A 12077-nucleotide genomic window follows, 5' to 3' on the forward strand; every position below is an offset into this window, starting at 1 on the left:
AACGCAAGTTGCCGCGGTTAAAAGAGGGGCAAAAAAAACCGCTTCCGATGACGGAAGCGGTTTTTGATTACACCCGGGCGGTCAGAACAGCTTCAACGTCGGGGCTTCTTCTTTCACGGGCTCGTTCTGCGCGGTCTGCGCGTTCCAGCCACCGCCGAGGGCCTTGTACAGGTTGACCTCGCTGGTGAGCTGCGCCAGGCGATCGGTGATCAGCGATTGCTGGGCACTGAACAGTTGGCGCTGGGCGTCGAGGAAGGTCAGGTTGCTGTCCACGCCAATGCGGTAGCGACGCTCGGCCAGGCGGTAGTAATCCTGGTTGGCCGCGACGAAGCCGCGCTGGGCGTCCAGTTGCTGCTTGTAGGTCTCACGCGCGGCGAGGCCGTCGGACACTTCCTGGAAGCCGGTCTGGATGGCCTTCTCGTAGTTGGCCACGTTGATTTCTTTCTGGATCTTCGAGTAGTCCAGGCTGGCGCGCAGGCTGCCGGCATTGAAGATCGGGATGTTGATCTGCGGGGCAAACGACCAGGTACCCGAGCCGCCCTTGAACAGGCCGCCCAGGTCCGGGCTCAGGGTGCCGGCGTTGGCCGTCAGGCTGATGCTCGGGAAGAACGCCGCGCGGGCTGCGCCGATATTGGCGTTGGCCGCCTTGAGGTTGTATTCGGCCTGCACGATGTCGGGACGACGTTGCAGCAGGTCCGAGGGCAACCCGGCCGGCACTTCGGCGAGCAGGTCATCGGACAGTGGCTTGCTGGCGATATTCGCCGGCAGGCCGGTGCCCAGCAGCAGGGTCAGGCTGTTTTCGTCCTGGGCCACCTGGCGCGTGTAGCGTGCCAGTTGCACCCGGGCGTTTTCCACCGAGGTGCGCGCCTGGCTGAGGTCGAGGGCCGAGGCCACGCCGACTTCGCTGCTGCGCGAGGTGAGCTTGAAGCTCTGTTCGAACGCGCCCAGGGTGTCCTGAGTGAGCTTGAGCAGTTCCTTGTCGGCCTGCCAGGTCAGGTAGGCGTTGGCCACGCTGGCCACCAGGCTGATCTGCGTGCTGCGCCGAGCTTCTTCGGTGGCGAAGTATTTTTGCAGGGCCTCTTCACTCAGGCTGCGCACGCGGCCGAACAGGTCCAGCTCGTAGGCGCTGATCCCGAGGGTGGCCGAGTACTGGCTGGTGATGCCCGATTGACCGGTCTGCGACATACGTGCCGGGGTGCGCTGGCGGCTGCCGGCACCGTTGGCCGACACGGCCGGGAACAGGTCGGCACGCTGGATGCGGTACTGCGCGGCATACGCGTCGATGTTCAGCGCCGCGACGCGCAGGTCGCGGTTGTTCACCAGGGCGGTCTGGATCAGCTGCTGCAGGGCAGGGTCATGGAAAAACTGCTTCCAGCCCTGTTCGGCAGCCGCCTGGCCCGGCGCCTGGGCCGACGAATACGCCGGCCCCTGCGGGTACTGCGCGGCCACCGGTGCTTCGGGGCGCTGATAGTCAGGTATCAGCGAGCAGCCACTGAGCACGAAGGCGGTGACGGCTAGGGAAAGTAGCGACTTGCTCATTGACCAGCCTCGTTAGGAGTGTGCGTGGTTTCAGTCTTTTTGCGCTTGCCGATGGCCGACACGGTTGCGAAGAACAGTGGCACCCAGAAGATCGCCAGCACGGTGGCGGTGATCATACCGCCGATCACGCCGGTACCGATGGCATGTTGGCTGCCTGAGCCTGCGCCCGAGGAGATCGCCAGCGGCAGTACGCCGAGGATGAACGCCATGGAGGTCATGATGATCGGGCGCAGACGCATGCGGGAGGCCTCGATGGCCGCCTCGACGATGCCCTTGCCCTGTTCGTGGAGTTCCTTGGCGAACTCCACGATCAGGATGGCGTTTTTCGCCGCCAGGCCCACCGTTACCAGCAAGCCCACCTGGAAAAACACGTCGTTGGACAAGCCGCGCATGCTGGTGGCGATCAACGCCCCCACCACACCCAGCGGCACCACGAGGACCACCGCTATCGGGATCGACCAGCTTTCGTACAGCGCCGCGAGGCACAGGAACACCACCAGCAGCGACAGCGCGTACAGCGCAGGCGCCTGGGAGCCGGACAGGCGTTCTTCATACGACAGGCCGGTCCATGCGTAGCCGATACCGGCCGGCAATTGCTTGGCGATGCGCTCGACCTCGGTCATCGCGTCACCGGTGCTGTAGCCCGGTGCCGGGGTGCCGAGGATTTCCATCGCCGCCACGCCGTTATAGCGCGACAGTTTCGGCGAGCCGTAGATCCACTTGCCCGAAGCGATGGCCGACAGCGGCACCATCTTTCCGGAGTCGCTGCGCACGTACCATTTGTTCAGGTCTTCAGGCGACATGCGGCTGGCCGCTTCACCTTGCACGTACACCTTCTTCACACGGCCACGGTCGATGAAGTCGTTGACGTAGCTGCCACCCAGGGCAATCGCCAGGGTCTGGTTGATGTTCGACAGCGTGATCCCCTGGGCACTGGCCTTCTCGTCGTCGACGGTGAGCTCGTACTGCGGCTCATCGTTCACGCCGTTGGGGCGCACACCGGCGAGGATCTTGCTCTGGGCGGCCATGCCCAGGAACTGGTTGCGTGCGGCCATTAACTTCTCATGGCCGACACCCCCCTGGTCCTGCAGGAACACGTCAAAACCGGTGGCGTTACCCAGCTCCAGTACCGACGGCGGCACGATGGCAAACACCATGGCGTCCTGGAACGTCTGCATGAAGTAACCTTGGGCGCGCTTGGCGATTTCGAACACCGAGGTGGAATCGTCACGCTCATCCCACGGCTTGAGCATCACAAAGGCCAGGCCCGAGCTCTGGCCGCGACCGGCGAAGTTGAAGCCGTTCACGGTAAACACCGATTTCACGCCCTTGCCTTCGCCCGGCTCGCCTTCCTTGTTGTTGAGCAGGTAGATACGCATGTCGTCGATGACTTTTTGCGTGCGTTCAGCCGTGGAGCCGACCGGGGTCTGCACCTGGGCAAAGATCACGCCCTGGTCTTCGTCGGGCAGGAACGCGGCCGGGATGCGCATGAACAGCCAGATCATGCCGGCGAAGATCAGCAGGTACACCAGGAACGCCGGGATCTTGTGCTTGATCATGTTGCCCACGCCGCGCTCGTAGCTCAGTACGCCACGGTCGAAGGTGCGGTTGAACCAGCCGAAGAAACCGCGCTTGGGTTGGCCGTGTTTTTCGGGATCGATCGGCTTGAGCATGGTGGCGCACAGCGCCGGGGTGAAGATCAGCGCAACCAGTACCGACAGCGCCATGGCCGAGACGATGGTGATGGAGAACTGTTTGTAGATCACACCGGTGGAGCCGCCGAAGAATGCCATCGGCAGCAGTACCGCCGAGAGCACCAGGGCAATACCCACCAGAGCGCCCTGGATCTGGCCCATGGACTTGACCGTCGCCTCCTTGGGCGACAGGTGCTCCTCGGCCATCACCCGCTCGACGTTTTCCACCACCACGATGGCATCGTCCACCAGCAGGCCGATGGCCAGGATCATGCCGAACATGGTCAGGGTGTTGATGGTGAAACCGAACGCCGCGAGGATGCCGAAAGTGCCCAGCAATACCACCGGTACGGTCATGGTGGTGATGATGGTGGCGCGGAAGTTCTGCAGGAACAGGAACATCACCAGGAACACCAGCACGATCGCTTCGATCAGGGTGTGCACGACACCGGAGATCGATTCGGTGACCACTGGCGTGGTGTCATACGGCACCACTGCCTTCATGCCTGGCGGGAAGAACGGTTCCAGCGACGCCACCGTGGCGCGGATGGCCTTGGCGGTGTCCAGGGCGTTGGCGCCCGAGGCGAGCTTGATCGCCATGCCGGATGCCGGGTTGCCGTTGAACTGCGCGCTGATGCTGTAGTTCTGGCCGCCCAGTTCGATGCGGGCCACGTCATGCAGGCGCACCTGGGAGCCGTCGGCATTTACCTTCATCAGGATATTGCCGAACTGCTCGGCGTTTTGCAGACGGGTCTTGCCGATGATCGTCGCGTTCAGCTGGGTGCCGGGCAGGGCAGGCAGGCCGCCCAGTTGGCCGGTGGCCACCTGCACGTTCTGCGCGCCAATGGCGTTGCTGACGTCAACCGGGGTGAGCTGGAAGTTGTTCAGCTTGGCCGGGTCCAGCCAGATGCGCATCGCGTATTGCGAGCCGAACACCTGGAAGTCACCGACGCCCGAAGTACGCGAAATCGGGTCCTGGATGTTGGACACGATGTAGTTGGAGAGGTCGTCCTTGGTCATGCTGCCGTCTTCGGACACCAGACCGATCACCATCAGGAAGTTCTTCACCGACTTGGTCACGCGGATACCCTGCTGCTGCACTTCCTGCGGCAGCAATGGGGTCGCCAGGTTCAGCTTGTTCTGCACCTGCACCTGGGCGATGTCCGGGTTAGTACCCTGGTTGAACGTCGCAGTGATGGTCATGCTGCCGTCGGAGTTACTGTCCGAGGCCACATAGCGCAGGTTGTCGATACCGTTGAGCTGTTGCTCGATGACCTGCACCACGGTGTCCTGCACGGTTTGTGCGGACGCGCCCGGGTAGGTCACCTGGATGTCGATGGCGGTTGGCGCGATGGCCGGGTATTGGTTGATGGGCAGCTTCAGGATCGACAGCGCCCCGACCAGCATGATCACCAGGGCGATCACCCAGGCGAAAATGGGACGGTCGATAAAAAATTTCGACATGGATTACTCCCCTTTGCCGGCTGCGGCGGCAGGAGTGGCAGCGCCGGCAGGCTTGGCGTTGTCAGCCTCCTTGACCTTCACCTCGGCACCCGGCTTGACGTACTGCAGGCCTTCGGTGATCACACGGTCACCGGCGTCGAGGCCTTTTTCCACCAGCCAGTAGGCGCCGGCGGTGCGGTTGGCGACCAGGGTGCGTTGCTCGACCTTGTTGTCCTTGTTCACGATCAGCGCGGTCGGGATGCCCTTGAGGTCACGGGTTACGCCCTGTTGCGGCGCGAGGATGGCCTTGCTGTTCACACCGGCCTGCAACTGGGCGTGCACGAACATGCCGGGCAGCAGGGTGTGGTCAGGGTTGGGGAACACGGCGCGCAGGGTCACGGAACCCGTGGTCTGGTCGACCGATACTTCGGAGAATTCCAGCTTGCCGTCATGGCCGTAGTCGCTGCCGTCTTCGAGGGTCAGCTTGACCTTGGCAGCGTTGGCGCCGGCTTTTTCCAGCTGGCCGCTTTCCAGGTCGCGGCGCAGTTTCAGCATTTCGGCCGAAGACTGGGTGACGTCGACGTAGATTGGGTCCAGTTGCTGGATCACAGCCATGGCGTCGGCTTGACCATTGCTGACCAGCGCGCCTTCGGTGACAGCGGAACGGCCAATGCGCCCGGAGATCGGCGCCAACACCTTGGTGTAGCGCACGTTGATCTGCGCGGTTTGCATATCGGCTTCGGCGGTCATGCGGTTGGCCAGGGCAGTGTCGTATTCCTGGCGGCTGACGGCTTGCTCATCGACCAACTGCTTGTAGCGGTCGGTGATCGACCTGGTCTGGGTCAACTTGGCTTGGGCGCTTTTCAGCGTGGCCTCATACACCGACGGGTCGATCTGATAAAGCTGCTGGCCTTCCTTCACGTCCGCGCCTTCCTTGAACAGGCGCTTGAGAATGATGCCGTTGACCTGTGGCCGAACTTCCGCGATGCGGTAGGCCGTGGTGCGGCCTGGCAGTTCGGTGGTCAAGGTGAAGGCTTGCGGTTGAATAGTGACCACGCCGACCTGAGGGGGTTGAGCGGGCGGCGCCGCCTCTTCCTTTTTACATCCGCTGAGCAGCGATGCCAGGGCGACGGCAGTGACCAGAGCGGTAACAGCTGGCTTAAGTTGCATGAAGATCCTCGGGTCAGGCGCGCAAAGTGCGCACAAGAAGTGTGGAAAGGTGGAAAACAAGTGAGTGGATAAGTAGCTTGCTACGCAATATACTTACGTTCATGGTTGTTTGTAAACTCTTGACAGGCTTCGTGAAATGTTGACAAAGCAACGTGCGAAGCCTCGATTTCATTACGTTCGGTGCCCATGACGGTGTCGTCCCAAAAATATACGGATGATCGTTAGCGTCTATTAATTGCGCATTAACGATAGTCTGAAGTGCCCTGATTGAGGTTTTACTGCCATGGTTCGTCGCACCAAAGAGGAAGCTCAGGAAACGCGCAGCCAGATTCTCGACGCCGCCGAACACGCTTTTTACGAGCGAGGCGTGGCGCGCACCACGCTGGCGGATATCGCCTCGCTGGCGGGTGTCACGCGGGGCGCCATTTACTGGCATTTCAGCAACAAATCCGACCTGCTGCAGGCGCTGCTCGACACGCTGCACGAACCCCTGGATGACTTGGCCCGGGCCAGTGAAAGCGAGGATGAACTCGACCCGTTGGGCTGCATGCGCAAGTTGCTGATTCGTCTTTATCATCAAGTGGCTCTGGACCCGAAAACCCGGCGTATCAACGAAATCCTGTTTCATAAATGCGAGTTCACCGACGAGATGTGCGACATGCGCCGCCAGCGCCAGACGCACACGCTCGAATGCAACCTGCGCATCGGCCTCACATTGCGTAACGCGGTGCATCGCGGGCAGCTCCCGGAAAACCTCGACACGGCGCGCGGCGCGGTGTGTATCCACGCCTATATTCACGGCTTGATCGGTCAATGGTTGTTGGTGCCTGACAGTTTTCAGCTGCATCAGGACGCCGAGCGTTGGGTCGATGCAGGGCTGGACATGCTGCGCCTGAGCCCCAGCCTGCGCAATTGAGACAAAATGCGTAATTGCATCAGGTTGTGTCAACAGTAAAGCGCAGGGGCGGTCAATCGTCCCTCTGCCTGATTCGTGGGGTGACTTTATATACGGGCTGGCGCGCAGTTGATAGGTAGCCGGCTAAGTATTTTGTAGCGTTATTGTTTCGGTTCTGTGAAGCAATGTTTCCAAAAGGACACATCAGGTTTAAAAATGTGGGAGGGGGCTTGCTCCCGATGGCGGTATACCCGCAGTAAATCAGCTGACGGGCACACGGCTATCGCAAGCAAGCCCCCTCCTATTTGGTTACAGCGCCAGGGTTGGGTAATCGATATAGCCGACCGGGCCCTTGGCGTAGAAGGTTTCCGGGTGCGCTTCGTTCAGCGGTGCGTCGGTTTTCAGGCGCGCCGGCAGGTCCGGGTTGGCGATGAACGGAACGCCGAACGCCACCGCGTCGGCCTTGCCCGACGCCAGCCAGGCATTGGCGCTCTCTTTAGTGAAGCGTTCGTTGGCGATGTACACACCGCCGAAGGCTTCCTTCAGGCGCGGGCCGAGGCTGTCGCCGGCTTCCTTTTCGCGGGAGCAGATGAACGCGATGCCACGCTTGCCCAATTCGCGAGCCACGTAGGTGAAGGTCTCGGCAGGGTTGTCGTCACCCATGTCGTGAGCGTCGGCGCGCGGTGCCAGGTGCACGCCCACGCGGCCGGCGCCCCACACGTCGATGGCCGCGTCGGTCACTTCCAGCAGCAGGCGTGCGCGGTTTTCCAGGGAGCCGCCGTACTGGTCGGTGCGCTGGTTGGTGCTGCTCTGCAGGAACTGGTCGAGCAGGTAGCCGTTGGCGCCGTGGATCTCGACGCCGTCAAAGCCTGCGGCCTTGGCGTTCTCGGCGCCGGTGCGGTAGGCGTCGACGATGTCGGCGATTTCAGCGGTTTCCAGGGCGCGCGGAGTCGGGTAATCGGCCAGTGGACGCACCAGGCTGACGTGGCCCGCCGCCTGTACGGCGCTCGGCGCCACCGGAGCTTCGCCGTTCAGGTAGGACGGGTGGGAAATGCGGCCGACATGCCACAGTTGCAGGAAAATTTTGCCGCCCGCGCCGTGAATCGCCTTGGTCACATTGGCCCAGCCGCGTACCTGGTCGTTGGACCAGATGCCTGGCGTGTCCGGGTAACCCACGCCCATCGGAGCCACGGACGTCGCTTCGCTGAGGATCAGCCCGGCGGAGGCGCGTTGCACGTAGTACTCGGCCATCATCGCATTGGGCACACGGCCTTCATCGGCGCGGCAGCGGGTCAGCGGCGCCATGATGATGCGGTTCGACAGTTCCAGGTCGCCCAGTTTGATCGGATCGAAAATAGTCGTCATCGGGAAAATACCTTTCTGTTTAAGTGGATCAGTCTGTTCAAGTGGATCAATGAGTCGCAGGGGCCAGGTCGGCATCGCCGCTCTGACGGAAAGTCAGCAGGGTCACCAGCAGCGCGAGGATCGCCAGGGCCGCAGCCGCCAGGGGCACGCTGGTGAGGCCGAAACCGTGGGCGATCACGCTGCCGCCGACCCAGGCGCCCAGGGCATTGCCAATATTGAAGGCGCCGATGTTGAGGGTGGACACCAGGTTTGGCGCCGCCTTGCCGAACGTCACCACGTTGATCTGCAGCGCGGGTACCGCGGCAAATGAGGCGGTGGCCCACAGGAACAGGGTGATTTCGGTGGGGATCAGCGCGACGCTGGTCCAGGTCAGTGCCGTGGAGACCACCGCCATGCTGATGAACACGCCGATCAGGGTGGCCGCCAGACGCTTGTCCGCCAGCTTGCCGCCGATGATGTTGCCCAGGGTCAGGCCCAGGCCGATCAGCAGCAGGGTCCAGGTCACGCCGTGGTGCGAGACGCCGGTGACATCGCCCAGCAGCGGGGCAACGTAGGTAAAGAGGGTGAACATGGAGGCGGCGAACAGCGCGGTCATGCTCAGCGACAACCAGATGCCGGCGCCCTTGAGGGCGGCCAGTTCGGCGCGCATGTCGAGTTTTTCTTCGTCACGCCTGGCCGGCAGAAAGCGGATCAGGCCGATCAGCGCCACCACACCAATCACCGTCACCGCCCAGAAGGTCGAGCGCCAGCCGGCCTGCTGGCCCAGCGCGGTGCCCAGCGGCACGCCGAGTACGTTGGCCAGGGTCAGGCCGGTGAACATCAGGGCCACCGCTGAAGCGCGCTTGTTGGCTGGCACCAGGTTGGCCGCCACCACCGAACCAATGCCGAAGAACGCGCCGTGGCACAGCGCCGTGACCACCCGGGCGAACATCAGCACGTTGTAGTCGCTGGCCAGGGCGCAGAGCAGGTTGCCGACAATGAAGATGCCCATCAACGCCACCAGCGCCGCCTTGCGCGGCAGCCTGGCGGTGGCCAGCGCCATGAACGGTGCGCCGATGGCCACGCCGAGGGCGTAGCCGGTCACCAGCCAGCCGGCACCGGGGATCGATACGCCGAGGTCCGCCGCCACATCGGGCAGAAGGCCCATGATGACGAATTCGGTGGTGCCGATGGCGAAGGCGCTCAGGGCCAGGATGAGTAGCGAGAGGGGCATTGGGGTGTCCTTGGTTAGTGCGCTGCGCTGAGTTCAGCGATGAGCGCCGTGAGGAAAGCCTGGATCACTTCCTCATTACGTTTGAAAAAGTGCCACTGCCCGGCCTTCTGGCTGCTGATCAAACCCGCCCGTTGCAAGGTGGCCAGGTGGGCCGACACGGTCGACTGGGACAAGCCGCAGCGCTGGTCGATCTGCCCGGCACAGATGCCGTATTCGTGGTTGTGCAGTTGCTCGGGGAACTGCACTTTCGGGTCTTTGAGCCAGGTGAGGATGTCTCGTCGTACCGGGTGCGCCAGGGCTTTTATTATTTCGTCGAGGTCGATGGACATGGAAGGTGCTCGGTGTCGTGCAGCGTTATATCGCGATGAGGCGAACCTTAAATCGTTATAACCCGATATACCAATATGATTTTGCTCTGAGGTCAGCTCAAATCGGTATATCGGGTTATAACGATACGTTGACGGCAGTGCTAGACTGCGCGCCATGAATTATCTCGCACATCTGCACCTGGGCGGCCAACTTCCTGCGCAACTGCTGGGCAGCCTCTATGGCGATTTTGTCAAAGGCCGCCTGCAGGGCCAGTACAGTCCGCAAATCGAAGCGGCGATCCAGTTGCATCGTTCCATCGACCGTTTCACCGACAGCCATCCGTTAATAGGGGAGGCGTTGTCGCGCTTCAGCCTCACCCGTCGGCGTTATGCCGGGATCGTCCTCGATGTGTTTTTCGATCACTGCCTGGCGCGGGATTGGGCGTTGTATGCCGACCAGCCGCTGGAGCATTTCACTGCCCAGGTGTACCGCGTGCTGGCGGCTGAACCGCAACTGCCGGGGCGGCTGGCGCAGATTGCGCCCTGGATGGCAGCGGATGACTGGTTGGGTTCGTACCGCGAATTTGCGGTGATGGACCAGGTATTGCGCGGGATTTCGCGGCGGCTGACGCAGCCCGAAGAGCTGAGCCATGCCATGCAGGAGTTGCGCACGTTATACGAACCGTTGAGTGACGACTTCCGGCGCTTCTACCCTCAATTGCAGGTGTTTGCACAGTCTCAACTGACCACACAAGACTAAATGTGGGAGGGGGCTTGCCCCCGATAGCAAGGGTTCAGCCAGCACATGCAGTGACTGACACGCCGCCATCGGGGGCAAACCCCCTCCCACATTTTTGATCGTGCCCGCTTCAGGCAGCATAAGCAGGTCGCGCCGCCACGTGCTCAGCCTCCGGCAACGGCCCAAACAACGCCTTTTGCACCGCCTGCTGTGCCTGATACGCCAGTGCCGCGCGTTCCTGCCCGGCGCAGGCAATCGGCTTGAGCACATGAATCTCGACGTCGCCCTGGTCGTTGGCAAACAGGCGCATCAGGTGCGACAGCAGGTCATCATCGCCAATGAACGGTGCCAGCGGGTCCACCTGACCGTTGCGCAGGTAACGAATCGCCACCGGTTGCAGCGACACGTCGGCATCGATCGCACTGGCCAGCAAACGCCCGTGGAACGTGCGCAGGCTGCGCCCGTCGGTGGTAGTGCCTTCGGGGAACATCAGCAGTGGGTGCTGTTGCTCGAGATGACGGGTCATCTGCTTGCGAATCAACTGACTGTCGCCCGAGCCCCGGCGAATGAACAGGCTGCCGGCCTTGGCTGCCAGCCAGCCGGCCACCGGCCAGGTGCGCACTTCGGCCTTGGACAGAAACGACAATGGCGTGACCATGCCCAGCAGCGGAATATCGGTCCACGACACGTGATTGCTCACCCACAGCATCGGCGTGCGCGGCAGTTCGCCGTGCACCGTCACGCGAAAGGGCAGGGCATTGCTCAAGCGCGCCATGAAAAACCGCGACCAACGCTGGCGCCGCACCATCGAGTTGGCCACGCCCAGGCGCTCGAACAGGCCGAACACACTGGCCATGCTCAACCCCAGCGCCACCACCAGCAGCACCCGGGCAATGCGCCCGTACACCCGCAGGCGGCCCATTACACAGCCGCCTTGAAGTGGCGCGCATAACGCGGGCAGAGGTTGTCGCGCTTGAGCAGGATGAATACATCGGCCACCTGGAAGTCTTCATCCCAGCAGGGTTCGCCGCAGATCTTCGCGCCCAGTCGCATGTAGGCCTTGAGCAGCGGCGGCATTTCGGCGATGACGTTGGACGGCAGGTCCAGCGCCGGCAGCGGTTTTTTCGGTTCGGCGCGCAGGTGTTCGTTGCACAGGTAGCGTTCGCGCAGGCGCTGCATGATGGCGTGGGCCTGGATGCCGCCGTCGTGCATCGGAATGCTCGCGCAGCCCATCAGGTAGCTGTAGCCGCCCTGGTTGAGCACTTCGGCCAACTCGCCCCAGAGCACGGCGATGGTGCCGCCGTTGCGGTAGGCCGGGTCGACGCAGGTTCGGCCGATTTCCAGGATCGGGCCCTGCAGGTGCAGCAGGCCATGCAGACTGAACTCTTCTTCACTGTAGAACCGACCCAGGGTGCTGGCGGCCTGGTGATCGAGCAGGCGGGTGGTGGCGACCAGTCGACCACTGTTCAAATCCCGCACGCCGATGTGGCTGCAGTGAACATCATAGTCATCCATGTCCAGGCCCAGTTCCGCGCCTTTCAGCTTGGCGTTGAATTCGCCGCTGAACACGTTGAACCGCAGGGCCTGTGCTTCCTGCAAAGCCTGTGCGCCAACCAGGCGTTCGGCTTGCAGACGGCGTTCATTGCCGGTGTCGCTGATGCGGGCGATCTGAGTCATGGCGAATCTCCGAGTGCCAGCCACGTTTCGGCCG

General features: G+C 62.5%; 10 protein-coding genes. 2 read left to right on the forward strand and 8 right to left on the reverse strand.

Translation table 11 applies throughout. The features are described 5' to 3' along the window. Positions 1 to 81 precede the first annotated feature (81 nt). From adeC to TU79_RS10145, 3 genes are read right to left on the reverse strand one after another with little or no spacing between them, the layout of a single operon-like run. On the reverse strand, positions 82 to 1539 hold the full coding sequence (gene adeC / locus TU79_RS10135) for an AdeC/AdeK/OprM family multidrug efflux complex outer membrane factor (protein ID WP_057007857.1): 1458 nt from the start codon (positions 1537 to 1539) through the stop codon (positions 82 to 84). Beyond that, the gene (locus TU79_RS10140) at positions 1536 to 4697 is read right to left on the reverse strand and encodes an efflux RND transporter permease subunit (RefSeq protein ID WP_057007858.1); all 3162 of its coding nucleotides are present in this window, start codon (positions 4695 to 4697) and stop codon (positions 1536 to 1538) included. The genes adeC and TU79_RS10140 overlap by 4 nt, the downstream gene beginning before the upstream one ends. 3 nt (positions 4698 to 4700) lie before the next feature. Next, positions 4701 to 5846, reverse strand: a complete 1146-nt coding sequence (locus TU79_RS10145; protein WP_057007859.1) for an efflux RND transporter periplasmic adaptor subunit — start codon at positions 5844 to 5846, stop codon at positions 4701 to 4703. Positions 5847 to 6129: 283 nt separating this feature from the next. Here TU79_RS10145 and TU79_RS10150 point away from each other — a divergent pair, with 283 nt between their 5' ends. After that, entirely contained in the window at positions 6130 to 6762 is a 633-nt protein-coding gene (locus TU79_RS10150) for a TetR family transcriptional regulator (protein WP_057007860.1), read from the forward strand. Between the two features lie 288 nt (positions 6763 to 7050). Here TU79_RS10150 and TU79_RS10155 read toward each other — a convergent pair whose 3' ends face one another. From TU79_RS10155 to TU79_RS10165, 3 genes are read right to left on the reverse strand one after another with little or no spacing between them, the layout of a single operon-like run. Continuing rightward, complete coding sequence (locus TU79_RS10155; RefSeq protein ID WP_057007861.1) at positions 7051 to 8106, reverse strand: alkene reductase; 1056 nt, start codon at positions 8104 to 8106, stop codon at positions 7051 to 7053. A 46-nt stretch (positions 8107 to 8152) separates the two neighbouring features. Next, positions 8153 to 9319 carry an MFS transporter gene (locus tag TU79_RS10160; RefSeq protein WP_057007862.1) on the reverse strand — a complete coding sequence of 389 codons (1167 nt, stop codon included), beginning with the start codon at positions 9317 to 9319 and terminating at the stop codon, positions 8153 to 8155. Between the two features lie 14 nt (positions 9320 to 9333). Next, on the reverse strand, positions 9334 to 9648 hold the full coding sequence (locus TU79_RS10165) for an ArsR/SmtB family transcription factor (RefSeq protein WP_057007863.1): 315 nt from the start codon (positions 9646 to 9648) through the stop codon (positions 9334 to 9336). Between the two features lie 154 nt (positions 9649 to 9802). On the opposite strand from TU79_RS10165, the gene TU79_RS10170 reads away from it, so the two are divergent. Further along, on the forward strand, positions 9803 to 10387 hold the full coding sequence (locus TU79_RS10170; protein ID WP_057007864.1) for an acyl carrier protein phosphodiesterase: 585 nt from the start codon (positions 9803 to 9805) through the stop codon (positions 10385 to 10387). Positions 10388 to 10496: 109 nt separating this feature from the next. Here the strand turns inward: TU79_RS10170 and TU79_RS10175 are convergent, their stop codons facing one another. Both TU79_RS10175 and olsB read right to left on the reverse strand, forming a co-directional pair. Further along, positions 10497 to 11288: a lysophospholipid acyltransferase family protein gene (locus tag TU79_RS10175; RefSeq protein ID WP_057007865.1), complete on the reverse strand. Its 792-nt coding sequence runs from the start codon at positions 11286 to 11288 to the stop codon at positions 10497 to 10499. Then, on the reverse strand, positions 11288 to 12043 hold the full coding sequence (gene olsB, locus TU79_RS10180) for an L-ornithine N(alpha)-acyltransferase (protein ID WP_003233840.1): 756 nt from the start codon (positions 12041 to 12043) through the stop codon (positions 11288 to 11290). The genes TU79_RS10175 and olsB overlap by 1 nt, the downstream gene beginning before the upstream one ends. Between the last annotated feature and the right edge of the window lie 34 nt (positions 12044 to 12077).

Origin of the sequence: Pseudomonas trivialis, from assembly GCF_001439805.1 — a bacterium.
In the GTDB taxonomy this organism is placed as follows: domain Bacteria; phylum Pseudomonadota; class Gammaproteobacteria; order Pseudomonadales; family Pseudomonadaceae; genus Aquipseudomonas; species Aquipseudomonas trivialis.

Coding starts and splice junctions, on each gene's coding strand:
- adeC (WP_057007857.1), bottom strand. CDS start 1,539: ATGAGCAAGTCGCTACTTTCCCTAGCCGTCACCGCCTTCGTGCTCAGT.
- TU79_RS10140 (WP_057007858.1), bottom strand. CDS start 4,697: ATGTCGAAATTTTTTATCGACCGTCCCATTTTCGCCTGGGTGATCGCC.
- TU79_RS10145 (WP_057007859.1), bottom strand. CDS start 5,846: ATGCAACTTAAGCCAGCTGTTACCGCTCTGGTCACTGCCGTCGCCCTG.
- TU79_RS10150 (WP_057007860.1), top strand. CDS start 6,130: ATGGTTCGTCGCACCAAAGAGGAAGCTCAGGAAACGCGCAGCCAGATT.
- TU79_RS10155 (WP_057007861.1), bottom strand. CDS start 8,106: ATGACGACTATTTTCGATCCGATCAAACTGGGCGACCTGGAACTGTCG.
- TU79_RS10160 (WP_057007862.1), bottom strand. CDS start 9,319: ATGCCCCTCTCGCTACTCATCCTGGCCCTGAGCGCCTTCGCCATCGGC.
- TU79_RS10165 (WP_057007863.1), bottom strand. CDS start 9,648: ATGTCCATCGACCTCGACGAAATAATAAAAGCCCTGGCGCACCCGGTA.
- TU79_RS10170 (WP_057007864.1), top strand. CDS start 9,803: ATGAATTATCTCGCACATCTGCACCTGGGCGGCCAACTTCCTGCGCAA.
- TU79_RS10175 (WP_057007865.1), bottom strand. CDS start 11,288: ATGGGCCGCCTGCGGGTGTACGGGCGCATTGCCCGGGTGCTGCTGGTG.
- olsB (WP_003233840.1), bottom strand. CDS start 12,043: ATGACTCAGATCGCCCGCATCAGCGACACCGGCAATGAACGCCGTCTG.